We start from the raw sequence: 21,398 nt of genomic DNA, 5'->3' as shown, positions 1-21,398 counted from the left end.
CCCCGCCCGCGGCGGGGCCCCGCCCCGGTTCTAAACTCCCGGGTTTGGTTGTTTTGGGTTTCGTGCTTGGGGGGGATCCCCCCCCAAAACCACCCCACGACCCGGGCAGCAGGCCGACGGCGCCGCGGGCCACCTGGGCCCAGGCCAGCCGGCCGAACAGGTAGTGGCACGCCACCTGTTCACTGGTGAACCGCGCCCAGTCGTAGCGGTTGCCCTGCTCGCGCCAGAACACTTCCCACGCCTCGTCCTCGCCCTGCATCAGGCACCAGGCGTTGTCGACCTCGGCGCCGAGCGAGACGACCTCCGGCGGCACGCCCAGCACGCCGAGCCACCGCTGGATCGACTGGGTGTTCATCAGTCCTCATCCCCCTTGGCCTCGGCGAGGTAGCCGAGGGTCACCAGTTCGTCGGCCGCCAGCAGGGCACGGTACCGCGTGCCGCCGCCGACCTGCCCGAACCAGTTCGCGGTCTCCGAGCGCCACATCGGCACCTTGCGCACCACGACGTACCGGCGGTACTCGGCGTCCAGGAACGCGGGGGGCAGTGAGCGTTCCGCGAACGGCGTCCCGTCGGCGAAGAGCACCCGCCCGTAGGCCGGGCCGAAGCGGTCGAGGACCGTGTCGGCCGGGACCATCACCGGCTCGGGCCAGTCGACGCTGCTCTCGGGGAACTGCTCGCCCGGTGGCCACGCGTATTCGGGGCCGAGCTCGCTGTGCCCGACGACGAACCGGCGGATCCAGACCGCCTGTGTCGCGCGCGCGTACGGCACGTACCCGTCGGTGAGGTGCCGCGGCACCGGCCGCGATGGCGCGGTCGGCGAGCGGCGGAAGCCCGCGGTGACGTTGGTCAGGGCCTGGTCGTCGAAGATCAGCCGGGCGTCCGGGTGGTCGTTCGGCGCGAAGCCGCCGGGGTCCTCGGGCAGCGGCAGCTGCAGCGCCGGCTTGTCCATCGCCACCGGCAGGTGCCCGATCGGGAACATGTGCACCAGGAATAGCGCGACGATGCTTTCCCGTTCCGTGCGCGGCGAGCCCAGCGGCGGCAGCGGCACGGGTGACCCCGGGTTCGGCGGCGGGCCCGCGACCGGCGGTGGCCCGGCCACCGGCGGCGGCAGCGGGGCCGGCGTCGGCGGCGGGGGTGGCGGTGGGGCCGGGGGCAGCGGGAACGGCGGCAGCAGCGGCGACACCGCGTGCGGCCAGGCCGCGGGGTTGCCCGAGGGCGGGGTCGGGGCCTCTTCGAAGGCGCCCGAATCCGCCAGGCCGTACCCGGGCAGCTGCACCGGCCCGGTGTCGAGGTCGGCCTCGACCGGTTCGGAGCCCGCCTCGGAAGGCTCGGTCACACCCATCCTCCGGCTCGGTCGGTGCCCGGGGGCACACGATGTTCGACGCGGCCGCGGCGCTGCCGGTCCCCCTTGATACCGCACCCCTTCCCCAAGGGCGCGGCGAGGTCAGCTCACTGCTTCTTTTCGGGGGCTCCGGGTGGCGGAGCCCCCGGCCCGGGGCGAAGCCCCGGACGTCACAGTGCGGCGACCACGCGGGACGGGCTCGGGCGGCCGAGCTGTCCCGCCATCCACACGCTGGCCGCCACCAGCGCGTCCAAGTCGACACCGGTGGCCACCCCGAGGCCCTCCAGCATCCACACCAGGTCCTCGGTCGCCAGGTTGCCGGTGGCCGATTCGGCGTAGGGGCAGCCGCCGAGCCCGCCCGCCGAAGAGTCCACAGTTGACACTCCACATCGGAGCGCCGCGAGCGTGTTGGCGAGAGCTTGACCGTAGGTGTCGTGGAAGTGCACGGCCAAAGTACCGACGTCGTCGAACAGCCCGATGAGCGTCTCGACCTGCCCGGCCGTGGCGACGCCGATGGTGTCGCCCAGCGAAAGCTGCGAGCACCCCATGTCCAGCAGGCGGCGGCCGGCGGCGGCGACCTGCTTCGCCGGCACGACGCCTTCCCAGGGGTCGCCGAAGCACATCGAGAGGTAGCCGCGGACGGCCAAGCCCGCTTCCCGGGCCCGCGTGACGACCGGCTCGAACATCGCGAGCTGTTCGTCGAGCGAAGAGTTGAGGTTCTTGCGCGCGAACGTCTCCGTCGCGCTGGCGAAGATCGCGATGTGCTCGACGCCGGCTTCGAGGGCCCGGTTCAGGCCCTTCTCGTTCGGGACCAGCACCGGGTACCGGACGCCTTCGCGGCGGTCGAGCCGGGCCAGCAGCTGCTCGGCGTCGGCGAGCTGCGGCACCCACTTCGGGTGGACGAAACTGGTCGCTTCGAGCGTGGTGAGCCCGGCGCCCGCGAGCCGGTCGAGGAACTCCAGCTTGACCTCGACCGGGACGATCGTCTTCTCGTTCTGCAGCCCGTCGCGCGGGCCGACCTCCCAGATCGTGACGGAGTCCGGCAGCTCCCCCGCCGAGGGAACCCGCTCGGGCAGGCCCAGCGCACGCGTACCCATCAGCGGCGTCTCTCGCCACGCGGCGGCCGGCCGCCGCCCTGGGGCGGCAGGGGCGTGGTCTGCTGGGGCTGCTGCTGCGGGGCGCCCGGCCGGTAGTCGTCGTACGGGTTGTCGTTGACCTCGCGGTAGATGACCGTGTGCACCTTTTCGACGTGCGGGATGTCCTCGAAGCGCAGCGGCTCGTCCGAGGCCGACTCGATGATGAGCGTGCCGCAGCCGAAGACCCGGTCCAGCAGGCCGTGCTCGAACTGGACGCTGTTGATCCGGCCCATCGGGATGTCGATGCCGGTGCGCTTGAGGACGCCCTCGCGGGCGATCAGCCGGTCCGTCGTCACGATGAAGTGGGTGGTCCGCCAGCGCACGAGTGGAGCCAGGAACAGCCACACGATCAGCACGAGCGCCACGACGGCGATGGCGATCAGCCCGACCGTGTTCCACGGCGAGCCGGCGTCCTTCGCCAGGATCGCGAGCCAGGTGCCCGCGCCTACGGTGACCAGCAGCGCGAGCGTCGGGAAGATCAGCATCTTGAAGTGCGGGTGACTGTGCACCACGACGTGCTCTTGCTCGCTGAGCAAATCGTCCGGATAAGCCACGGCGGACGCTCCCAAGGTCGGTGCGGCGGTGTCGTCTCACCGTACCGGCGAGCGAGGAGGCGGTGGGGGCAACGCCCCGAAGAATCAGGCCGGACGCACGTGGACCACGTCACCCGCGAAGACGGTGTGCCGCTGGCCGCCTGGCACGTCGACCTGCAGCTGCCCGGCGGCGTCGATGTCGGCGGCCCGCCCGACGAGCGACGACCCGTCCGGCAGCTGCACCTCGACGTCCTGGCCGAGGGTCGCGCAGTGGGCGCGGTAGTCGCCGAGCAGCCCGGCCTCGGTGAGGTCGCCACCGGCCAGGCGCCAGCGCCGCTCGAGGTCGTCGAACCCGGTGAGCAGCGCGACGGCGACGTCGGTGCGGTCGGTGTTCGTGGCACCCTGCTCGGCCAGCGACGTCGCGGGCAGCCCGCCGGGCCCCGGCTGGACGTCGCCGAGGGGCAGGACGTTGAGGCCGATGCCGAGCACGATCGACGGCTCGTCCCCGGCCACGGCCTCGGCGAGGATGCCGGCGCACTTCGCGCCGTCGACCAGGACGTCGTTGGGCCACTTGAGCACGGCGTCCACTCCGACGGACGCGGCGGCCGCGCAAACGGCGAGCCCGGCGACGACGGACAGTGAGCCGAGCACCGAGAAGGGGACACCCGGCCGGAGCGCGACGCTCAGGTACAGCCCGGCCCCCTTCGGCGAGCTCCACGAACGAGCCCGCCGGCCGACCCCCGCGGTCTGCTCTTCGGCGAGCAGAACGGTCCGGTCGGCGGCACCGTTTTCGAGAGCTTCTCGCAGGTCAGCATTGGTGGAGCCGGTGCGCTCGACGACGTCGATCTTCGCGTACCGACCGTGGAGCGCGGAGGTGAGCCGGGCCGCGCTGATCTCAGGCATGTGCCCACAATATGGGAGTCCCCCTATCGTGCAACCTACTCAGTCGTTCAGTAAGAGGTGCGCTCTTCTAAGTTGGAACCCGTGACGACCAAGCAGGCTTCGTGGGCCCGCGGCGCTGCGCTGCGCGGCCTGGTCGCGCTGCCGCTCGTCGCCGGGCTCGTCACGGCGGGCTGGCTGCTGGCCGACCGGTCGCCGGAACCCGCGGCCGTCCCGGTTCCCCCGCCGGTGGTGCGCGACGCGGTGTCGGGCCCGTCGGTCCTCGAAGTCAGCGCGCCGGTGAAGGCGCAGGAGCCGGGCCAGGGCGCGTCCGGCCAGGGCGGCAAGAGCCCGCTGCAGCAGTGGGCCGAGCAGCTGGCCGGCCCCCTCGACATCCCCGCGGACGCGCTGATCGGCTACGCGAACGGCGAGCTGGCGCTGCGCGGCGAAGACCCGTCGTGCCACCTCTCGTGGGTCACGCTCGCGGGCGTCGGCGCGGCGGCGTCCGATCACGGCCGGGGTGGCGGCAACCTGCTCGGCCTGACGGCGGCGCAGACCAAGAAGTACGGCTCCGACGCCCCGGCGGCGGCCGGCCGGGCACTGTGCGCGGGCGGCACCGACCTCGGCGCCGGCCCCGGCTGGTGGAAGGCCATCGCGGCCTACCACCCGGGCAGTGACACCGAGCTGTTCCGCCAGCGCGTGCTCGGCATGGCCCAGCTGTACGCCACGCTGTCCCTCGACCCGGCGTCGGCGAGCTCGCCGCGCGTCCGCGCGACCCGCTTCGCGCTGGGCCAGCTCGGCCTCCCGTACGTCTGGGGCGGCAACGGCCCGGACGCGGGCGCGGCGGGCTTCGACTGCTCCGGCCTGACGAAGGCGTCGTACGACAGCGCGGGCGTCGCCCTCCCGCGGACGGCGGACAGCCAGTTCCGCGCCCTCCCGCCGGTGCCGGCCGCCCAGGAGCCCCGCCTGGGCGACCTGGTGTTCTACGGCAGCCCGGCCACCCGCATCCACCACGTCGGCCTGTACCTCGGCAACGGCCTGATGATCAACGCGCCGACCGAGGGCCAGGCGATCCAGATCCACACGTACCACTCGAAGGGCGACGACTACGCGGGCGCGGGCCGCCCGGCCTGACGACGCACCACCTCGGCGATCCAGGCGGGCGCGAACGGAGACGTGCAGCCCGGCGGCGTCGGGTAGTCCTTCAGCACCTCCAGGCGCTCCCCGATGGCGACGGCCCGGGCGCGGAGCCCGGCGTGCTCGATCCCGATCTGCGCCAGGCAGCTGTTCATCGCCCACTGCAGGCGGCCGGGAGCGGTTTTCAGCTCGGCTTCGACGACGTCGAGCAGGCCCGCGAGGTCGAGCCCCTCGGGCCGCTTGACCACGCGTTCGGCGGTCAGCATCCAGCCCGCGCTCGCGACCACCGGGTCCGGGTCGGCGGACCAGGCCAGGCGCAGCTGCTCGGCGTGCGGGCTCTTCTTCACCACGTAGTTCACGAGCCAGTCGAGCACCTTGGGCGTGCGCGCCTCGCGCGCCATGGCGTCCAGCTCGTCGCGCTCGAACGCCTTCGGGCGGCAGATCAGGATCGCCAGCAGCCGCGCGGCGGAGTCGCCCGAGGCCCAGAGCTCGCGGGCGAGCTCCTGCTGCGTCTTCAGCTGCTTCGCCAGCGCGCGCAGCTTGCCGAGGTTCACCCCGTGGTCGTCGCCGTGGCGCTCGTTCACCGCGCGGATCCGCGGGTCGTCGAGCGCGGCCAGCTCGGCCATGACCTCGGTGACTCCACTCACTGCGGTACCACCAGCCCCGACTCGTAGGCGAACACCACCAGCTGCGCCCGGTCGCGCGCGCGCAGCTTCATCATGGCCCGGTTGACGTGCGTCTTCGCGGTGAGCGGGCTGATCACCATCCGCGCGGCGATCTCCTCGTTCGACAGCCCCCTCGCGACGAGCGTAACGGCTTCGCGTTCCCGGTTCGTCAGCTCCGCCAGCCCCGCGCCGGGGACGAGCGGCTGGGCCACGTACCGGTCGATCAGCTTGCGGGTGATCGACGGCGCCAGCAGGGCGTCCCCGCGAGCCGCGACGCGCACCGCGTGCAGGAAGTCCTCCGGCTGGATGTCCTTGACCAGGAACCCGGCCGCGCCCGCGCGCAGCGCCTCGAAGACGTACTCGTCCAGGCCGTAGTTGGTCAGGATGACGACGTGCACCGCGGCCAGCGCCGGGTGCGCGGCGATGCGCCGGGTCGCCTCGATCCCGTCGACGCCGGGCATCTGGACGTCGAGGAGCGCGATGTCCGGCAGGTGCGCCAGCGCGAGCCGCACCGCCTCGCCGCCGTCGCCCGCTTCGGCGACCACCTCGATGTCGGCCTCGACGTCGAGGAGCGCGCGGAACCCGCTGCGGATGAGCGGCTGGTCGTCGGCCAGCAGGACGCGGATCACGCGGGGTCCACCGGCAGTTCGGCCTGGACGCTGAAGCCGCCTTCGCGGCGAGGCCCGGCCTGGAGCCGGCCACCCAGCGCCGTGACGCGCTCGCGCATCCCGGTCAGGCCGACGCCCGGGGCACTGGACACGGTGGCCTGGCCGTCGTCGTCCACGCGGATGACCAGCGTGCCGGGCCGGTGGTCGATCCGGACCGACGCGGTGGCCGCGGCGGCGTGCCGGGCGACGTTGGTGAGCGACTCCTGGACGATCCGGTAGGCGGTCCGGCCGACCGCGGCCGGCACGCCGTCGCACCGGCCCTCGACCGTCAGCCGCGCGTCGAGACCGGTGGTCCGGGCGCGGCGCACGAGGTCCGGGACGTCGTCGAGCCCGCGCGGCGGATCCTTGTCGTCGTCGCGCAACGCCTCCAGGGTCGCCCGCAGTTCCCGCGCCGCCTCGCGGCCGGCGTCGCGGATCGCCAGCAACGCGTCGGGCACGTCTTCGCCGCGCTTGCGGGCCAGGTGGACAGCGACTTCGGCCTGCACCTTGATCACGGAAATCTGGTGGGTGAGCGAATCGTGCAGCTCCCGCGCGATGTGCAGCCGTTCCTCGTCCGCGCGCCGCCGCGCGGTTTCCTCGCGGGTGCGTTCGGCTTCGTCGGCGCGGCGCTCGGCCTGGCGCAACGCCTCCCCGGCGGCCCCGGCGGCGATCAGCCACGCCAGCTGGAGGACGTCCCGCGACTGCGTGAACGCCGCACCGGTGTCGGCCACGCCGGATGCCAGGAGCGCGAGCGGGATCGCAGCCAGCATGAGCACCGACGCGACCACCGCGGCGATCCGGTGTCCCGCCCGGACGGCGGCGTACACGGCGAAGAGGTAGGCGACGACGGGCACTTCGAAGCCGGCGATCTGGTACGCGAGCGCGCAGATCGCGGTCGCGGCCAGCACGGCGACCGGCGCCCGGCGGCGCGCGGCCAGCGCCAGCCCACCGGCGGCCAGCGCCGCGTACCCCAGGACGTCGAGCTCCGGGATCCGGTGCGCGCCGGACACCCCGGCGACCACCAGGGCCACCGCGACGCCGGCGGCGATCACCCCGTCGACGACCTGCGCGCGGCTCACCCCTGAACCCTAACCGGGCGGCCGCGCGGCGAAGTCCCGCGCGGAGAGCATTTCCGGGCTACCGCAGCTGCGGTAGCCCGCCGGCTCCTGCGGCGTCCGCGGCAGCGCGAAGTGTCTGCTCGCGCACCACGACGGGCGGCGGGTCCGGCGGACATGCTTCCGGCGTCCGATCCGAACCGAAGGAGCACCTCATGAACGTCCTCGCCGCGGCCGGTTCCTCCGACCTCACCCCGGGCCGGCTCTGGTCCCTGATCGCCGTCGTGTTCGGAGTGGCGGGGGTCGTCGCGGGCGGGCGGGCACTGGCCCGCGGCCGCGGCGCCGTCGTGGCCCTGGCCGGCGGCCTGGCTTCCGTCGTGATCGGCGGCTGGGTGGTGGCCGCCGCGAAAGGCGGGCCCGGCACCGGCTACGGGATCGTCGGGGGCTACGTGGACCTGGTGATCGGCGCGGTCGCGCTCGTCCTCGGCGGGCTGTCGATGGCCCGCTCGCGCGGTTTTGTCGGTGGTCGCCGCTAGCGTCCGGGGCATGTACGAAATCGACTTCGCCGAGTTCCCGTCCACGTCCGCCGCGGCGTCCGGGAAGTTCTTCGAGCGCGCGTTCGGCTGGGCGGTGACACCGTACGGCCCGGACTACACCGACGTCCGGGGCGCCGGCCTCACCTTGGGGTTCCAATCGGCCGCGGACGAACAGACGAGCGCGCCGCTGCTCACGATCCGCACGGACGACCTGGCGGCGGCCCGCGAAGCGGTGGCGGCAGCGGGCGGCGTGGTGACGAAGGAACCGTTCGCCTTCCCGGGCGGACGCCGCTTCCACTTCCGCGAGCCGGGCGGGAGCGAGCTGGCGGTGTGGTGCCCGGACGCCTGACGCGACGTCCGGTTTCCGCCGGTGGCCCGCTCACCGGTGCGCCATGGTGATCCTCATGAGCGTCACCGTCCTGGAAGGCATGTACGCCGCCGAAGCCGAGTACTTCGCCACCGGCGACTTCGCCCCGCTGCGGCGGTTCTTCGCCCCGGACTTCGTGCTGCACCAGGCCGAGGGCCTGCCGTACGGCGGGGTCTGGCGCGGCCACGACGGTCTGCGGCGGTTCTTCGCGGCGATGAGCCGCACGTGGGAGGCCTTCGACTTCGTGGACCAGGCGTTCCTCGCCACGACGTCCCCGCTCGTCGTGCTGACGAACGTGCGCGCCCGGGCCCGCGCCACCGGCCGCGAGCTCGAGTTCCCGATCCTCCAGACGATCACCGTGGCCGGCGGCCGCATCACCGAGGTCCGCCCGTTCTACTGGGACAGCGCCGCCATCGCGGCCGCCTGCTCGACGTAACCGGCGCCCCCGCCGCCGTGGTACGTCGCGGGGTCGGCCGGCGCGAACCGCGTCACCAGGTCCCGGGTTCGCGATGAAGTGCCAGGCGAACGAAACCGCGTCGGCGATGCCGGCCTCGATCACCGCGTCGCCCGTCTCGCGGTCGAAGCCGTTGTCGACGATCAAGGGCCGCCGAAAGCCGGACACCGACCCGGCCGTGCGCGGCGGCCGCGTCGACGACCTCGGCGAGCAACCCGCGGCGCGCGGCCACCGTGTCGTAATCCCGGAGCCGATGGCCCGTTCGCTCACCCAGGTGCCTTCGGCGACGATGAGCCCGGCCGGCGCGCTGCGCGTAGTAGGCGTCCAGGCCGGCAGGGGTCAGCAAGCTCATCCGGTCACCTCCGGTCGCGGGGATACGTCGAGGGGGCGACGGTGGACGCGAGCGAAAGGTGACCGATGGACGACCTGGCGGCGGACTTCGAGGCCGAACGCGGCCGGCTGCGCGGGCTGGCCTACCGGATGCTCGGCTCGGCGGCCGAAGCGGACGACGCCGTGCAGGAAGCGTGGTTGCGGCTGAACCGGGCCGGCTCGGTCGACAACCTGGCGGCCTGGCTGACCACGGTCGTGTCCCGGGTCTGCCTCGACGTCCTGCGTTCGCGGAAAGCCCGCCGCGAGGAGCCGTTCGAGGTGTTCCCGGAGCCGGTGGACGACGCCGATCCGGCGGACGAAGCCGCGCTCGCCGACGCGGTGGGCCGCGCGCTGCTCGTCGTGCTGGCCGCGCTCGGGCCGGCCGAGCGGATCGCGTTCGTGCTGCACGACCTGTTCGCCGTGCCGTTCGACCGGATCGGCCCGGTGCTGGACCGCACACCGGTGGCGGCGAAGAAACTGGCGAGCCGCGCGCGGCACCGGGTCCGTGGCACTTCCCCGCTGCCCCCGGCCGACCTGGCCCGGCACCGGCGGGTGGTCGACGCGTTCCTGGCCGCCGCCCGCGGCGGCGACCTCGCCGCCCTGCTCGACGTGCTGGCCCCGGACGTCGTCCGCCGCGCCGACTCGGCCGCGCTGCCGGCGGGCTCGGCCCTCGAGACCCACGGGGCCCGAGCGGTGGCCGAGGAGACGCAGGTGTTCGGGAAACGGGCCCGGTTCGCCGAAACGGCCCTGGTCGACGGGGCGGTCGGCGTCGTCGTCGCGCCCCGCGGCCGGCTGGTGCTCGCCTTGACCGTGGCGGTCGACGGCGAGCGGGTGGCGGCGTATGAGGTGATCGCCGACCCCGCCCGCCTCGCCGCGCTGCACGTCACGCTCCTCAGCGCTTGATCCGGTACGACAAGTGCGTCACGCCGGTGCCCTCGGTGACCTCCGGGCCGGTCAGCTTCGTGGTGGCGTCGAGGTGGTCGAAGAAGCGGACGCCGGAGCCGAGCAGCACCGGGATCAGGTCGACCTGGACACCGTCGAGCAGGCCGAGGTTGAGGCACTGCTGGGCGATCGTCGTGCTGGCGACCGCGACGATCTTGTCGCCGGCGGCCTTCTTGGCCTGCTCGACGGCGCTTTCGAGGCCGTCGGTGACGAAGGTGAACGGCGCGTCCGGGTGCGGCCAGTCCGCGGGCTCCTCGTGGGTGACGACGAAGACCGGGACGCCCATCGGGTGCGTGCCGCCCCAGCCCTGGGTGAGGTTGAACAGGCGGCGGCCGGTGATCAGCGCGCCGACGTTCTCCATCGCCGCGCGCAGCATCTTCGCGCTGGCTTCGGAGGTCTTGAAGGTGGCCCACTCGACGGCGGTGGGGACCTCGACGTCGCCACTGCCGAACCACTCGAACAGGTGATCGATGCGGTCTTCCGGGTCGGCCACGAAGCCGTCGAGGGACATGGACATGTTGGCGATGACGTCGGCCATTTCGCACTCCTTTTTGCTGGGCAGAGGCGGTTTGCCTTGATGAGGAGAAGTCTTCCGCGTTCGCCCGCCCGGAAGATCTGCCACCTGGCCGACATCCGGCGGCGGGTGGCCGATGCCTTGACAGCCGGTGGCCGCGGCGGCAGCATGAACACGTGTTCATGAACGTGCGTTCATGGCGGGAGGGGCTGGGGATGACCGGGATCGTCAACACCGCACAGGCCGAGGCGTGGAACGGCTACGAAGGCGAACATTGGGCGACACACGCCGATCGCTACGACGCCGTGAACAGCGGCTTCAACGACCATCTGCTCGAGCTCGTCGACTCGGGCGATCGCGTGCTCGACATCGGCTGCGGCAATGGCCAGCTGACACGGCTCGCCGCGGCGCGGGCCCGATCCGCGATCGGCGTCGACCTGTCCGGGCCGATGCTCGCGACCGCGCGGAGGCGGGCAGCCGAGGTGCCGAACGTGACGTTCGAGCAGGGTGACGTCCAGGTCCACCCGTTCGCCGAGGGTGGGTTCGACCTGGCGATCAGCCGGTTCGGGGTGATGTTCTTCGCCGATCCGGTGGCGGCGTTCGGCAACGTCCGGCGCGCGCTGTCCTCCGGCGGCCGGCTCGCGTTCCTCTGCATGACGGCGCTGTCCGGCACCGACCTCGGCCGGGTGTTCGCCGCCATGGCGGCCTACCTGCCGCAGCCGACCGGGCCCGACGGCAGCGGTCCGACGTCGTTCGCGGACCCGGACCGGACCAGGGCGGTGCTGACCGAAGCCGGCTTCGAAGACGTGGTGTGCACCCGCGTCGAGGCCGGCCAGGTCTGGGGCCGTGACGTCCCCGACGCGGCCCGGTTCATGGCGGACTGGGGCCCGGTCCGCCACCACCTGGACCGACTCGACAGCGCGACGGCGGCCCAGGCGACCGACGCCCTCGCGGAGGCGCTCGAGCCGTTCGCGGGTCCGGACGCGGTCCGGCTGCGCGGCACGGCGTGGCTGGTCACGGGAAGGAGGCCGTAGCGGGGGCGCCCGTACGATGGCAGTGATGTCACCGAGGAAAGCCGCCGCCCAGCAGGACGGGCAGTCTCTGCACGACCTGCTGCTCGAGACCGCGCAGAAGATGATCGCCACGCACGGCACGACCGGCATGACCGTGCGGGAGATCGCGCGCATGGCGGGCGTCGCCGACGGCGTGCTCTACAACCACTTCTCCGACAAGGAGGAACTGGTGGCCCGGGCCCTGCTGGAGCACGTGCGCACGACGGAGGCGGAGCTGGGCGAGCTGCCGGTGCCCGGTGAAGGCGTCCTCTTCGGGAACCTCCGCCGTCACGTGGAGTTCGGCCTGGCGCTGCACAAGGCGCTCGTGCCGGCGTTCAGCGGCCTGGTCTCGCAGCCCAGAGTGCTGGAGCGGTTCGCGGAGATCAGCGAGCGATCCGGCTACTGGCGCGATCGGCTGGTGGCCTACCTCGAGGCGGAACGCAGGCTGGGCCGCCTGCGCCCGGAGTCCGAAGTGGACGCAACGGCGGCCATGCTGGTCGGCTACTGCCACGCCTCGGTGCTCACGACGGTCTTCCCGCACACCGCCCCCCTTGACCCGCCCCCGGTGAACTCGGTGGTCAGTGCGGCGCTTCACGGCATCGCGCCGAGGGAGATCGACCCGGCGGACGACGACCCGGACCCGGTCGTCGGAGCGTGATGCCCCGGCCGACCAAGCCGGGCACGGTCGCCGAGGGCTGACGTCCCGCGCGGCGGGACACCGGCCGCGGTCGCTCACGAGCGCCGTCCCGGGAGGCGGCATCCTCCCTGGACATCACACCTAGATCATCGGGTTGCCGCTCGCCGTCGTCTCCGGGATCTCCTGCACCACGTCCCAGTGCTCGGTGATCCGGCCGTCCCGCACCCGCATCACGTCCGCGATCGCGCTGCCACGCGAGCCGGGCGTCAGGCGCAAGTGGCTGTGCGTGCACACAAGATCGTCCTCGGCGAGCACCCGGTGGACGTCCAGGGTGAGCTCCGGGAACCGGGTCACGAACCCGGCCAGGTAGCGGGCCGAGGCCTCCGCGCTCGCCGGGGCGTGGGGGTTGTGCTGGACGTAGCCGTCGCCGACGTACTCGGCGAAGGCGTCGGCCGGGCACTTCTCGGTGAAGGCCAGCCGGAGGAAGCCCAAGACCACTTCCTTGTTGCGTTGTGATTCCGTCATCGGTGTCCGTCCTTTGTGGAGTTATCGACACCAAGCCCACCATGCGCGAAAGAGAAAAGGAAAGACCTGTGGACTCTGCCGCGATACTCTCCCGGTATGGACGATGTCGAGGTCCGTGAGCTGCGGTATTTCCGCGCGGTCGCCGAAGAGCTGAACTTCTCGCGCGCCGCCGAGCGGCTCGGGATGGCGCAGCCACCGCTGTCGCGCGCGATCCGGCTGCTGGAGCGGCGGCTCGGGGTGCAGCTCTTCGAACGCACCAGCCGGCACGTCTCGCTGACGCCGGCCGGCGCCGTCCTCCTCACCGAGTCGGCGAAGGCACTGGACGCCGTCACCGCGGCGGTCCGGCGCACGCGGCGGGCAGCTCAGCGGACGCCGGCGCTGGTCGTCACCGCCAAGCCGGGGGTCGCGACCGATCTGCTGCGGCGGATCGCCGACGCGCACCCGGATCCGGTCGACCTCCGGGTCAGCGGGTTCGGCGAACAGACGGAGATGCTGCGGGACGGCCGGGCCGACGTGGCCGTGCTCGGCTGCCACGGCGGCACCCACCACGGCCTGGACGTCGAGGTGCTGTTCAGCGAGCCGCGGGTGGCCGCGCTGCCGTCGGGTCACGAGCTCGCCGGCCGGTCCGTGCTGACCTGTGCCGACTTCGCGGGGCAGCCGACACCGTGCTGGCCGCTCTCCTCGGCCGCGGACCGGGCGTACTGGTCCGGGCAGGACGTGACCGGCGGACCGGTGACACCGGGGCCGATCGTGCACGACAGCGCCCAGCTGCTGGAGACGGTCGCGCTCGGGCAGGCGGTCGCGCTGCTGCCCGCGTCGGTCGCCGAGCTGCGCTCGCGGGACGACGTCGTCTACCGGCCGGTCGTCGACGCGACGCCGTACTCGCTGGCCCTCGCCTGGCCGGCCGGGGCGCGGGACCTGCGGATCGCGCGGTTCGTGCGGACCGCCACCGAGGTCAGCGAAGCACTACCTCGGCCAGGAGCTGTCCCGGCGGGGTGACCGTGTGGATCACCGGCGGCACCCGGACGTCGTCGGCCTCGAAGGCCACCCGCAGCTGCTCGACGTCCGCGTCGGCCAGCAGCTCGGCCAGCTCGTCGGCACGGGCGACGGTGGCCGGGGCGAGCGCGGCGGAGTCGTCGAGTGCGCCCCAGACGTCCCACTGGAGCATCTCGTGCTTGTTGAGCGCGGCGAGGTCGAGCACGAGGTTGTGCCACGCGTACGGGATCCCGCGCAGGAACGGCACTTCCAGATCCGGCGAAACGACCAGCAGGGCCGGGTCGAGCTCGCCGGCGCGCACGGCGGTCCACGCGTCGGGGCCGGTCAGGAACCGGTCGCGGGGGACGTCGAGGAGGTCGAAGGCCACGTCGTCCACCGGGTCGCGGAAGCCGGGTGACAGCTGGGGCTCGACCAGGTGCCAGCCGTCGGCGGTGCGGACCTCGGCGACGACGTGGTCGAGGTACCAGCCGGGCATCAGGTAGCTCGCGAAGCCGACGCGGGCGCGGGCCGGGATGCCGTGGTGGCGGGCCATCGAGACGAACAGGAGCGTGAAGTCGCGGCAGCAGCCGACGATCCGGTGCAGCGGCGGACGCGGCTCGCCGGGTGGAGCCGGGTCGAGCTCGCGCAGGCGCGCCCACATGGCCGCGGCGTACCGCAGGGTGATCTCGTCGTTGCGGGCGGCCGGAAACCCGTGTTCCGTGATCGCGCCCGCACCCCAGTAGTGGAACACCAGCTGGGACGCCGCTTCGCGCAGGACGGCGAGGTCGGCCGGGGTGGCGTCGAGCCAGTCCGCGTGCGGTCCGGGGTCGCTGAACCGGCTGTGGCTGACGTAGAAGTCGTCCATGGCTGCCGACGCTATCCGGATTTCAGCCCGCTTGAACAGCCAGTTCTCCGCGGAAGGTCGACCGGTACGCGCTCGGCGACACCGCCAGCGCCGCCTGGAAGTGCTGGCGCAGCGAGGCCGCCGTGCCGAAACCGGCTTCGGTGGCGACGCGGTCGACCGGCAGGTCCGTCTCCTCGAGGAGCTGGCGGGCGCGCTCGACCCGTTGCTGGGTCAGCCACTGCAGGGCCGAGATGCCGACCTCCTCGCGGAAGCGGCGGGTGAACGTGCGCGTGCTCATCGCCTCGCGGGCGGCGAGCTCGCGCAGCGTCAGCGGCCGGTGCAGGTTCTCCAGCGCCCAGGCCCGGGCCGCCTTCGTCGAGGACGTGCGGGGCTCGGGGACCGGCCGCCGGACGAACTGGGCCTGGCCGCCTTCGCGGTGCGGGGACACGACCGTGCCGCGGGCGACCTCGTTGGCCACCGCCGTGCCGTGGTCGCGGCGGATCATGTGCAGCACCAGGTCGATCCCGGCGGCGACGCCCGCCGAGGTCAGCACGTCACCGTCGTCGGTGTAGAGCACGCACGGGTCGACGTCGACCTCGGGGAACCGGTCCCGCAGGTCCTCGGCGGAACGCCAGTGGGTGGTGGCGCGGCGGCCGTCGAGCAGGCCGGCCGCGGCGAGCACGAACGCGCCGGTGCAGATGGACGCGATGCGCGCGGCCGGCGGGATGCGGCCGAGGGCGGCCTCGAGCGGCGGGGTCAGCACGCGCGCCAGCGGCTCGTACTCGACCAGGGACGCCGGGACGATCACCGTGTCGGCCTCGGCCAGCACCTCGGGGCCGCGATCGACCGGGATGGCGACGTCGGAGTCGGTGCGCACCAGGCCGGGCTCGAGCGTGCAGGTCACGACCTCGTACAGCGGCTCCCCCGCCGCCGAGCGGGCTTGGCCGAACAGGCGGTGGACGATGCCCAGCTCCATCACCAACATGCCGTGACGAACGAGGACGGCGACGTGGTGGCGGTTCGGGTGCACGAATTCGGCCATGGCTCGATTCTTGCACATGTTGGCTTTCCGGCCACTCGATCGAACCGCTCGGCCGGATGACCATCGAGGTCATGAACGTGTTGTGGGTTTTCGCGCATCCCGAGCCGCGCTCGCTGAGCGGGGCCCTCCGTGACGACGGGCTCCGGACGCTCCGGGAACTCGGCCACGACGTCCGGGAGTCGGACCTGTACGCCATGAAGTGGAACCCGGTGGTCGACGCCGCCGATTTCGGCGCCGAAGCCGACGACGGCCGGCTGGTCGTCGGGGCGACGTCGGCCCGGGCGCACGCGCGCGGCGAGCTGAGCGCGGACATCGTGGCCGAGCAGGAAAAACTGGCCTGGGCGGACGCGGTCGTCGTGCAGTTCCCGCTGTGGTGGTACGGCTTGCCGGCGATCCTCAAGGGCTGGTTCGACCGCGTCTTCGTGAAGGGCTTCGGGTACGGCGTCCGCGCCGAGGACGGCCGGACCCTGCGCTACGGCGAGGGCCGGCTCGCGGGCAAGCGCGCGATGGTGGTGCTCACCGCGGGTGCCCGCGAGCCGTCCATGGGGCCACGCGGGGTGAACGGCGCGCTGGCCGACGTCCTCTTCCCGCTGCACCACGGGACCCTCTTCTACGCCGGGATGTCGGTGCTGCCGCCGGCGGCGGTCTACGGCGCCGACCGCGTGCCGGACGACGAGTTCGCCGAGGCGCGGGACCTGCTTCGCGAACGGCTGCGGGCGCTCGAAACCGAAGAACCCATCCCGTTCCGCACGCAGAACGGCGGCGACTACGACGACGACCTCGTCCTGCGCCCCGACCGCGCGCCGGGGGTCACCGGCCTGAGCGCCCACCTCACGCGGGCAGGGTGAGCCGCTGGCCGAGACCGCCGTCCACGGGGAGGTCGGCGCCGGTGGTGAAGGTGGCGTCGAACGCCAGGAACAGCACCGCCGCCGCGACCTCCTCCGCGGTGGCGTGGCGCTTCAACGGCGTGATCTCGTCGCCGATCGCCTTGAACTCCGCCAGAACCTGCTCCGGGACGCCGGTGACGCCCATCGTCGGCGTGTCGGTGTAGCCGGGGCTGACCACGTTCACCCGGATCCCGCGCGGCGCCAGTTCGGCCGCGTACGTGCGGGCGAACGAGCGCACCGCCGCCTTCGCCGCCGAATACAGGCCCATCCCGGCGATCCCCGCCTCGGCCGCGACCGACGTCGTGAAGACGAACGAGCCACCGGACCGGACCAGCGGCGCGAGCCGTCGGGCCGTGAAGTACGCGCCCTTGGTGTTGACGTCGAACGTCCGGTCGTAGAGCTCGGGCGTCGCGGCCTCGTACGGCGTCAGCGTCGAGAACCCGACGTTGAGGAACACCAGGTCCAGCTCGCCGAGCGTGCGCGCGGCCACCTCACCCAGCTCGGCGACGTCGGCCAAGCGCGCCGCGTCCGAGGACAGCAGGTGCGCCTTGCCCGGCAGCGTGCCCGCCAGCGGGGTCACGTCCCGGCCGGTGAGCAGCACCTCCGCGCCGCCGTCGAGCAGGGCGCGCACCACCGCCAGCCCCATCCCGTGCGTGCCGCCGGCGACGACGGCCTTCTTTCCCTGGTACTTCACCGGATCTCCTCGATGACGCTGGCGATCGCGTGCGCACCGTGGCCCGCCGCGACCGCTCGGTCGAACAACTCCCGCAGCACCGCGGGCACCGCCGTGCTGATCCCCTGCGCGCGGCTCGTCTCGACCAGCAAGCCGAGTCCCGCCGCGTTGATGTCCAAAGCGGACACCTCGGTGGTGTAGTCGCCGCTCGCGACCTGCTCACCGATGCCCGGCAGGAACCCGCCGACGGCCGACTGCCACGCCGATGCCATCGGCGCGAACTGCTCAGGGGTGACGCCCTCGGTGCCGACCAGCGCCAGCGCGTGCAGGTAGCCGGCCATCGTCGACCACATCATGCCGAGCAGCGCCAGGTCGTACAGCGCCGGCAGGCCGGCGTCCTCGCCGAGGAACACCGGCGCGCCCAGCAATTCCAGCACGTCGCGCTGCGCCGCGAACGCCGGTTCCGAGCCGCCGTAGAGGATCTGCGCCGCCGGTGTGCCGATGCCCTGCGGGACGGCCATGATCACGCCGTCGACGTAGTCGATGCCCTCGGAAGCGGCCCATTTCGCGACGCCCCGCGCCTGCTCCGGTGTCCCGGACGTGAGGTTGACGAGCACTTTCGGCGAAGCGGCTTCGAGCACCGGCCGCTGAATGTCGTAGGTGGACAGGCAACTGAGGACGACGTCGGCCGAAGCCGCTTCCGCCGGTGTGGCCGCGAGCCGGGCGCCGCGGTCGAGCAGCGGCCCCGCCTTGAGCGGCGACCGGTTCCACACCGAGACGTCGTGTCCCGCCCCCAAGAGCGCCCCGGCGAGGGCGGCGCCCATTCGCCCCAGGCCGAGCACGCCCACGTGTTTCTGGCTTTCTCCCATGGATTCCATGCTGGTGGCGCGCTTTACACTGGACAAGTACCGACTAATAAGTCAGGTACCCACCAAAACGTAAGGATCCTGGATGCAGCCTCGAACGTACCGCTGCGGGCTGGACGCGGCCGTCGACGTGATCGGCGGCCGCTGGAAGGCCCTGATCCTCTGGGCGCTGCACGCCGAGCCGCTGCGGTTCGGCGAGCTGAAGCGAAAGGTGGCGGGGATCAGCGAAAAGATGCTGATCCAGGCCCTGCGGGAACTGGAGGCGGACGAAATCGTGCACCGCGAGGTGTTTCACGAGATCCCGCCGAAGGTCGAGTACTCGCTGACCGATCTGGGTCAGCGGCTGAACACGGCGTTGCTGCCGCTGGGCGACTGGGGCGAGGAGAACATGGCCGGCATCGCGGAGCGCCGCGGCGTCACGCCGGCGCCACCGCATACGGCTTCAGCGTGATCGCGTTGCCCGCCTTGAGCGGCAACTCCTCGATCAGCTTGCGCCACGGCAGGTACGGCAGCAGCCGGTAGTTCAGGTTGCGGAACTTCAGCCACCCGCGCGTCGGCGGGACGAACCACTTCCCGTTGCCCTCGGCCAGTTTCTGGCAGGCATCGACGAAGCCGCGCATCTCACGGGTGTAGGCGCCGAACGCCGCCGCGTGGTCGCCGCCGGCGGCCGCGAGCTCGCCCGCCAGCACGTACGCGCCGACGATCGCCAGGCTCGTTCCCATCCCCGAGAGCGGCGCGGCGCAGTACGCGGCGTCGCCGACCAGCGCGACGCGCCCGCGTGCGTACGAGTCCAGCTTGATCTGGCTCGCCGAGTCGAAGTAGAAGTCCGGTGCTTCCCGCATGGCCGCCAGCAGCGCCGGCGTCTCCCAGCCGACGTCGCGGAACTTCTCCTCGACGATCCGGCGCTGCTGCGCGGGGTCCCGGGGGTCGTGGTCCAGCCGGTCGGCGCCGAACCAGAACAGCGCCTTGGCCTCGGTGTTGTCCCGCGCGCTGTAGACGCCGACGGTCCGGTTCGGCTCGTTGTAGAACCGGCCGACGCGGTCGAGGCCGAGGTGGTTCGGCACGGTGAAGATCGAGACGTAGTAGCCGAGGTCGCGCCGGAACCGGGACTCCTCGCCGAAGGCCAGCGACCGCACGTTCGAGTGCAGCCCGTCGGCCCCGACGACCAGGTCGAACTCGCGCGGCTCGCCGTGGGCGAAGGTGACCGTGACACCGTCGCCGTGCTCGGTGATGCCCGTGATGGAATCGCCGAAGACGTACTCGACGCCGTCTCGCGTCGCGTCGTACAGGATGCGCGCGAGGTCACCGCGCAGGATCTCGAGTTCGCCGCTCTGGTAGGTCGGCGACGTGACCACCAGCGGCCGGTTCGCACTGTCCACATAGGTCACTTCGCCCATCCGGGTCGCCGCCGCTTCGACCGCGCCCAGCAGGCCCATGCGGTCGAGGACCCGCATCGACGCGCCGCGGAAGTCGACCGCATAGCCGCCGTCGCGCAGTTCGGGAGCGCGTTCGACGACCGTCGGCGTGAAGCCGTGACGGCGGAGCCAGAAGGCCAGCGCGGGGCCGGCGACGCTCGCGCCGGAGATGAGGACTCGTCTGTTCTGCATGCCGGGAACGGTAGCCCCGATTTGGGCGATCGCGCAAGGCGTTCGCCTAAGACGTTCGTGCTAGGCTCCTGACATGGGCAACAAGGAGTCACTGCTGGCGGGCGCCAAGCGCTGCCTGTACGAGAAGGGCTACGCCCGCACGACGGTGCGAGACCTGGCCTCGGCGGCGAACGTGAGCATGGCGGCCATCGGCTACCACTTCGGTTCGCGCGAGGCGCTGCTCAACGCCGCGCTGATCGAGGCGAACGAGGAGTGGGGCGAAACGCTGGCGAAGACGCTGCAGGTGGAGACGCCTCCGGGCGCGTCACCGGCCGAGCGCTTCGAGCTGATCTGGCAGCGCGTGATCGAGTCGTTCGGCGAGCACCGCCGGATGTGGGCGGTGAGCTTCGAGGCCTGTTCCCAGCCGGACCTCGACGAGCAGGTCCGCGCCCAGCTGGCGAACGCCGTCGAACTGGCCCGGCACGGCCTGGCGAACCTCTTCCAGGGCCTCGACGACGGCAGCGCCGAGGCCCGGGCCGCCGGCACGGTGCACCAGGCCCTGCTGTCGGGCGTGATGCTCCAGTGGCTGATCGACCCGGACCGCGCGCCATCGGGCGCCGACCTGGTGAGCGGCCTGCGCCTGATCGCGAAGGACGTCCTGACCTAGACGGCGACCAGGTCCGCCCCGGCGAAGAACGTTCGCGCGGCCGCCGTCGCGTCGGTGTCCTGGAGCACGTCGCCGGGGCGGCTGCCGTTGCCGAGCAGGACGCCGCCCCAGTTCATGCTCAGGTACTCGGCGCACAGTTCCAGCGTGCCGATCAGCGGCTGGGCCTCGCGCGCCGTCTCGCTCAAAACGCTGACGCCCCACAGCGTCTTGCCGCGCATCCGCGGCTTGAACTCCACCGGCAGCCGCATCCAGCCCGACCAGTAGTCGAGGTAGAGCTTCACGCTCGCCGCCACCGAATACCAGTACACCGGCGACACGATCACGATGTCGGTCGCCGCGAAGGTGGCGTCCATCAGCAGCTGCTCGTTCTCGCCGGGGTCCGGGTGCGAACCGGCGCCGTGGCGGCGGTCCTCGAACGGCGGCAGCGGCACCTCGGGCAGCCGGATCCACCGCTGCTCGACGTCCTTGGGCAGTTCTTTGGCCGCCAGCCTGGCCAGTATTTCGGTGTTGCCCCCGGCCCGCGCGGCGCCGACCAGGAACAGGAAGCTGCGGTCGCTCATGTCCACCCTCTCGATGTACTTGCATGTACATATAAATACTGTCCCTGGACTATCCTAGCGTCAAGAGGAGGCCGGAAATGACCGTCGACGAACTGGCCTGGGGCCGCGTGCTCGTGCTGCACGCCCGGATCGAGCAGGAACTCGCCAAAGCGCTGCAGCGGCGCCACGGGCTCGGCCTGTCGGAGTACCGCGCCCTCGGCAAACTGGTCGCGGGTCCTCGCGGTGGCCTGCGGATGCAGGAGCTCGCCGACGCGATCGGCCTCAATCAAAGCTCGGTCAGCCGGATGTGCGCCCGCCTCGAAGACGCCGGCCTGACCATCCGCGACCTGTGCGAAGACGACCGCCGGGGCGTCTACTCGGTGATCACCGACGCGGGCCGCAAGCGCTACAGCGAAACCGAACCGACGTACTGCGCGGTGCTGCGGACCGCGCTCGACAAGGCCGCGAGCGACCCGGAACTCGCCGCCGCCGTCGCTGCCGTCCGGGGCGCTTGACCCGAATATTCCTCA

Annotated in this window: 27 protein-coding genes and 1 pseudogene; 12 read left to right on the top strand and 16 right to left on the bottom strand. The window is 72.5% G+C overall.

Annotation, left to right across the window (positions count from 1 at the left end):
- Positions 1-97: 97 nt before the first annotated feature.
- The 5 genes and pseudogenes from AB0M30_RS06455 to AB0M30_RS06435 all read right to left on the bottom strand — a co-directional run.
- Positions 98-355 (bottom strand): annotated as a pseudogene (locus AB0M30_RS06455) (hypothetical protein); the annotation flags it as partial.
- Complete coding sequence (locus AB0M30_RS06450; protein ID WP_364580692.1) at positions 355-1,341, bottom strand: TNT domain-containing protein; 987 nt, start codon at positions 1,339-1,341, stop codon at positions 355-357. The pseudogene AB0M30_RS06455 and the gene AB0M30_RS06450, both read right to left, overlap by 1 nt.
- A gap of 170 nt (positions 1,342-1,511) precedes the next feature.
- Complete coding sequence (locus AB0M30_RS06445; RefSeq protein ID WP_364580689.1) at positions 1,512-2,438, bottom strand: hydroxymethylglutaryl-CoA lyase; 927 nt, start codon at positions 2,436-2,438, stop codon at positions 1,512-1,514.
- Positions 2,438-3,031, bottom strand: a complete 594-nt coding sequence (locus AB0M30_RS06440) for a PH domain-containing protein (protein WP_103341057.1) — start codon at positions 3,029-3,031, stop codon at positions 2,438-2,440. Before AB0M30_RS06440 ends, AB0M30_RS06445 begins: the two co-directional genes overlap by 1 nt.
- A gap of 84 nt (positions 3,032-3,115) precedes the next feature.
- Positions 3,116-3,913, bottom strand: coding sequence for a biotin--[acetyl-CoA-carboxylase] ligase (locus AB0M30_RS06435; RefSeq protein WP_364580686.1), 798 nt, complete (start codon positions 3,911-3,913; stop codon positions 3,116-3,118).
- Between the two features lie 81 nt (positions 3,914-3,994).
- Between AB0M30_RS06435 and AB0M30_RS06430 the strand changes: the two genes are divergently transcribed.
- On the top strand, positions 3,995-5,023 hold the full coding sequence (locus AB0M30_RS06430) for a C40 family peptidase (RefSeq protein WP_364580682.1): 1,029 nt from the start codon (positions 3,995-3,997) through the stop codon (positions 5,021-5,023).
- Here AB0M30_RS06430 and AB0M30_RS06425 read toward each other — a convergent pair.
- The 3 genes from AB0M30_RS06425 to AB0M30_RS06415 are packed head-to-tail and all read right to left on the bottom strand — an operon-like array spanning position 4,996 to position 7,417.
- Positions 4,996-5,673: a DNA alkylation repair protein gene (locus tag AB0M30_RS06425; RefSeq protein ID WP_364580679.1), complete on the bottom strand. Its 678-nt coding sequence runs from the start codon at positions 5,671-5,673 to the stop codon at positions 4,996-4,998. The genes AB0M30_RS06430 and AB0M30_RS06425 overlap by 28 nt on opposite strands.
- On the bottom strand, positions 5,670-6,320 hold the full coding sequence (locus AB0M30_RS06420) for a response regulator transcription factor (protein WP_364580676.1): 651 nt from the start codon (positions 6,318-6,320) through the stop codon (positions 5,670-5,672). Before AB0M30_RS06420 ends, AB0M30_RS06425 begins: the two co-directional genes overlap by 4 nt.
- Positions 6,317-7,417 carry a histidine kinase gene (locus AB0M30_RS06415; RefSeq protein ID WP_364580674.1) on the bottom strand — a complete coding sequence of 367 codons (1,101 nt, stop codon included), beginning with the start codon at positions 7,415-7,417 and terminating at the stop codon, positions 6,317-6,319. Before AB0M30_RS06415 ends, AB0M30_RS06420 begins: the two co-directional genes overlap by 4 nt.
- Positions 7,418-7,608: 191 nt before the next feature.
- Here AB0M30_RS06415 and AB0M30_RS06410 point away from each other — a divergent pair, with 191 nt between their 5' ends.
- The 4 genes from AB0M30_RS06410 (at position 7,609) to AB0M30_RS06395 (ending at position 10,022) form a co-directional block, all read left to right on the top strand.
- Positions 7,609-7,929: a DUF6223 family protein gene (locus tag AB0M30_RS06410; protein ID WP_364580671.1), complete on the top strand. Its 321-nt coding sequence runs from the start codon at positions 7,609-7,611 to the stop codon at positions 7,927-7,929.
- Between the two features lie 10 nt (positions 7,930-7,939).
- Complete coding sequence (locus AB0M30_RS06405; RefSeq protein WP_364580668.1) at positions 7,940-8,278, top strand: VOC family protein; 339 nt, start codon at positions 7,940-7,942, stop codon at positions 8,276-8,278.
- Between the two features lie 55 nt (positions 8,279-8,333).
- Positions 8,334-8,732 (top strand): nuclear transport factor 2 family protein, encoded by a 399-nt coding sequence (locus tag AB0M30_RS06400; RefSeq protein ID WP_364580665.1) that lies wholly within the window; start codon positions 8,334-8,336, stop codon positions 8,730-8,732.
- Positions 8,733-9,167: 435 nt separating this feature from the next.
- Positions 9,168-10,022 carry a sigma-70 family RNA polymerase sigma factor gene (locus tag AB0M30_RS06395; RefSeq protein WP_364580663.1) on the top strand — a complete coding sequence of 285 codons (855 nt, stop codon included), beginning with the start codon at positions 9,168-9,170 and terminating at the stop codon, positions 10,020-10,022.
- Here the strand turns inward: AB0M30_RS06395 and AB0M30_RS06390 are convergent.
- The gene (locus AB0M30_RS06390) at positions 10,012-10,599 is read right to left on the bottom strand and encodes a dihydrofolate reductase family protein (protein WP_364580660.1); all 588 of its coding nucleotides are present in this window, start codon (positions 10,597-10,599) and stop codon (positions 10,012-10,014) included. The two genes, AB0M30_RS06395 and AB0M30_RS06390, sit on opposite strands and share 11 nt — an antisense overlap.
- Before the next feature lie 158 nt (positions 10,600-10,757).
- Here AB0M30_RS06390 and AB0M30_RS06385 point away from each other — a divergent pair, with 158 nt between their 5' ends.
- Together AB0M30_RS06385 and AB0M30_RS06380 are read left to right on the top strand one after the other, a co-directional pair.
- Positions 10,758-11,609 carry a methyltransferase domain-containing protein gene (locus tag AB0M30_RS06385; RefSeq protein WP_364580657.1) on the top strand — a complete coding sequence of 284 codons (852 nt, stop codon included), beginning with the start codon at positions 10,758-10,760 and terminating at the stop codon, positions 11,607-11,609.
- Positions 11,610-11,625: 16 nt separating this feature from the next.
- Positions 11,626-12,285 (top strand): TetR/AcrR family transcriptional regulator, encoded by a 660-nt coding sequence (locus AB0M30_RS06380; RefSeq protein WP_364580654.1) that lies wholly within the window; start codon positions 11,626-11,628, stop codon positions 12,283-12,285.
- A gap of 120 nt (positions 12,286-12,405) precedes the next feature.
- Here AB0M30_RS06380 and AB0M30_RS06375 read toward each other — a convergent pair whose 3' ends face one another.
- Positions 12,406-12,789 carry a nuclear transport factor 2 family protein gene (locus tag AB0M30_RS06375; RefSeq protein WP_364580651.1) on the bottom strand — a complete coding sequence of 128 codons (384 nt, stop codon included), beginning with the start codon at positions 12,787-12,789 and terminating at the stop codon, positions 12,406-12,408.
- Between the two features lie 96 nt (positions 12,790-12,885).
- Between AB0M30_RS06375 and AB0M30_RS06370 the strand changes: the two genes are divergently transcribed.
- Positions 12,886-13,788 carry a LysR family transcriptional regulator gene (locus AB0M30_RS06370; protein ID WP_364580649.1) on the top strand — a complete coding sequence of 301 codons (903 nt, stop codon included), beginning with the start codon at positions 12,886-12,888 and terminating at the stop codon, positions 13,786-13,788.
- Here the strand turns inward: AB0M30_RS06370 and AB0M30_RS06365 are convergent.
- Positions 13,745-14,629 (bottom strand): transglutaminase-like domain-containing protein, encoded by an 885-nt coding sequence (locus AB0M30_RS06365; protein WP_364580644.1) that lies wholly within the window; start codon positions 14,627-14,629, stop codon positions 13,745-13,747. The two genes, AB0M30_RS06370 and AB0M30_RS06365, sit on opposite strands and share 44 nt — an antisense overlap.
- 22 nt (positions 14,630-14,651) lie before the next feature.
- On the bottom strand, positions 14,652-15,650 hold the full coding sequence (locus tag AB0M30_RS06360) for a helix-turn-helix domain-containing protein (protein ID WP_364580642.1): 999 nt from the start codon (positions 15,648-15,650) through the stop codon (positions 14,652-14,654).
- 71 nt (positions 15,651-15,721) lie between these two features.
- On the opposite strand from AB0M30_RS06360, the gene AB0M30_RS06355 reads away from it, so the two are divergent.
- Positions 15,722-16,498: an NAD(P)H-dependent oxidoreductase gene (locus AB0M30_RS06355; protein WP_364580640.1), complete on the top strand. Its 777-nt coding sequence runs from the start codon at positions 15,722-15,724 to the stop codon at positions 16,496-16,498.
- Here the strand turns inward: AB0M30_RS06355 and AB0M30_RS06350 are convergent.
- Positions 16,482-17,231, bottom strand: a complete 750-nt coding sequence (locus tag AB0M30_RS06350; RefSeq protein ID WP_364580638.1) for an SDR family oxidoreductase — start codon at positions 17,229-17,231, stop codon at positions 16,482-16,484. The genes AB0M30_RS06355 and AB0M30_RS06350 overlap by 17 nt on opposite strands.
- Complete coding sequence (locus tag AB0M30_RS06345) at positions 17,228-18,079, bottom strand: NAD(P)-binding domain-containing protein (RefSeq protein ID WP_364580635.1); 852 nt, start codon at positions 18,077-18,079, stop codon at positions 17,228-17,230. Before AB0M30_RS06345 ends, AB0M30_RS06350 begins: the two co-directional genes overlap by 4 nt.
- A gap of 82 nt (positions 18,080-18,161) precedes the next feature.
- Between AB0M30_RS06345 and AB0M30_RS06340 the strand changes: the two genes are divergently transcribed.
- Positions 18,162-18,527 (top strand): helix-turn-helix domain-containing protein, encoded by a 366-nt coding sequence (locus AB0M30_RS06340; RefSeq protein ID WP_364580633.1) that lies wholly within the window; start codon positions 18,162-18,164, stop codon positions 18,525-18,527.
- Here AB0M30_RS06340 and AB0M30_RS06335 read toward each other — a convergent pair.
- Positions 18,493-19,683 carry an FAD-dependent monooxygenase gene (locus AB0M30_RS06335; RefSeq protein WP_364580631.1) on the bottom strand — a complete coding sequence of 397 codons (1,191 nt, stop codon included), beginning with the start codon at positions 19,681-19,683 and terminating at the stop codon, positions 18,493-18,495. The two genes, AB0M30_RS06340 and AB0M30_RS06335, sit on opposite strands and share 35 nt — an antisense overlap.
- A 73-nt stretch (positions 19,684-19,756) precedes the next feature.
- Here AB0M30_RS06335 and AB0M30_RS06330 point away from each other — a divergent pair, with 73 nt between their 5' ends.
- Entirely contained in the window at positions 19,757-20,329 is a 573-nt protein-coding gene (locus AB0M30_RS06330; RefSeq protein WP_364580629.1) for a TetR/AcrR family transcriptional regulator, read from the top strand.
- Here AB0M30_RS06330 and AB0M30_RS06325 read toward each other — a convergent pair.
- Complete coding sequence (locus AB0M30_RS06325; RefSeq protein ID WP_364580627.1) at positions 20,326-20,889, bottom strand: NAD(P)H-dependent oxidoreductase; 564 nt, start codon at positions 20,887-20,889, stop codon at positions 20,326-20,328. The two genes, AB0M30_RS06330 and AB0M30_RS06325, sit on opposite strands and share 4 nt — an antisense overlap.
- Positions 20,890-20,966: 77 nt before the next feature.
- Here AB0M30_RS06325 and AB0M30_RS06320 point away from each other — a divergent pair, with 77 nt between their 5' ends.
- Positions 20,967-21,383, top strand: coding sequence for a MarR family transcriptional regulator (locus tag AB0M30_RS06320; protein WP_364580626.1), 417 nt, complete (start codon positions 20,967-20,969; stop codon positions 21,381-21,383).
- The last annotated feature ends 15 nt before the right edge of the window (positions 21,384-21,398 follow it).

It is taken from the genome of Amycolatopsis sp. NPDC051716 (assembly GCF_040681595.1).
Classification (GTDB): Bacteria; Actinomycetota; Actinomycetes; order Mycobacteriales; family Pseudonocardiaceae; genus Amycolatopsis.
Note: the sequence above shows the minus strand (reverse complement) of the source record. Positions and strands in the feature narration are given on the sequence as shown.

Coding starts and splice junctions, on each gene's coding strand:
- AB0M30_RS06450 (WP_364580692.1), bottom strand. CDS start 1,341: ATGGGTGTGACCGAGCCTTCCGAGGCGGGCTCCGAACCGGTCGAGGCC.
- AB0M30_RS06445 (WP_364580689.1), bottom strand. CDS start 2,438: ATGGGTACGCGTGCGCTGGGCCTGCCCGAGCGGGTTCCCTCGGCGGGG.
- AB0M30_RS06435 (WP_364580686.1), bottom strand. CDS start 3,913: ATGCCTGAGATCAGCGCGGCCCGGCTCACCTCCGCGCTCCACGGTCGG.
- AB0M30_RS06410 (WP_364580671.1), top strand. CDS start 7,609: ATGAACGTCCTCGCCGCGGCCGGTTCCTCCGACCTCACCCCGGGCCGG.
- AB0M30_RS06405 (WP_364580668.1), top strand. CDS start 7,940: ATGTACGAAATCGACTTCGCCGAGTTCCCGTCCACGTCCGCCGCGGCG.
- AB0M30_RS06400 (WP_364580665.1), top strand. CDS start 8,334: ATGAGCGTCACCGTCCTGGAAGGCATGTACGCCGCCGAAGCCGAGTAC.
- AB0M30_RS06395 (WP_364580663.1), top strand. CDS start 9,168: ATGGACGACCTGGCGGCGGACTTCGAGGCCGAACGCGGCCGGCTGCGC.
- AB0M30_RS06390 (WP_364580660.1), bottom strand. CDS start 10,599: ATGGCCGACGTCATCGCCAACATGTCCATGTCCCTCGACGGCTTCGTG.
- AB0M30_RS06385 (WP_364580657.1), top strand. CDS start 10,758: ATGAACGTGCGTTCATGGCGGGAGGGGCTGGGGATGACCGGGATCGTC.
- AB0M30_RS06380 (WP_364580654.1), top strand. CDS start 11,626: ATGGCAGTGATGTCACCGAGGAAAGCCGCCGCCCAGCAGGACGGGCAG.
- AB0M30_RS06375 (WP_364580651.1), bottom strand. CDS start 12,789: ATGACGGAATCACAACGCAACAAGGAAGTGGTCTTGGGCTTCCTCCGG.
- AB0M30_RS06370 (WP_364580649.1), top strand. CDS start 12,886: ATGGACGATGTCGAGGTCCGTGAGCTGCGGTATTTCCGCGCGGTCGCC.
- AB0M30_RS06365 (WP_364580644.1), bottom strand. CDS start 14,629: ATGGACGACTTCTACGTCAGCCACAGCCGGTTCAGCGACCCCGGACCG.
- AB0M30_RS06360 (WP_364580642.1), bottom strand. CDS start 15,650: ATGGCCGAATTCGTGCACCCGAACCGCCACCACGTCGCCGTCCTCGTT.
- AB0M30_RS06355 (WP_364580640.1), top strand. CDS start 15,722: ATGAACGTGTTGTGGGTTTTCGCGCATCCCGAGCCGCGCTCGCTGAGC.
- AB0M30_RS06345 (WP_364580635.1), bottom strand. CDS start 18,079: ATGGGAGAAAGCCAGAAACACGTGGGCGTGCTCGGCCTGGGGCGAATG.
- AB0M30_RS06340 (WP_364580633.1), top strand. CDS start 18,162: ATGCAGCCTCGAACGTACCGCTGCGGGCTGGACGCGGCCGTCGACGTG.
- AB0M30_RS06335 (WP_364580631.1), bottom strand. CDS start 19,683: ATGCAGAACAGACGAGTCCTCATCTCCGGCGCGAGCGTCGCCGGCCCC.
- AB0M30_RS06330 (WP_364580629.1), top strand. CDS start 19,757: ATGGGCAACAAGGAGTCACTGCTGGCGGGCGCCAAGCGCTGCCTGTAC.
- AB0M30_RS06325 (WP_364580627.1), bottom strand. CDS start 20,889: ATGAGCGACCGCAGCTTCCTGTTCCTGGTCGGCGCCGCGCGGGCCGGG.
- AB0M30_RS06320 (WP_364580626.1), top strand. CDS start 20,967: ATGACCGTCGACGAACTGGCCTGGGGCCGCGTGCTCGTGCTGCACGCC.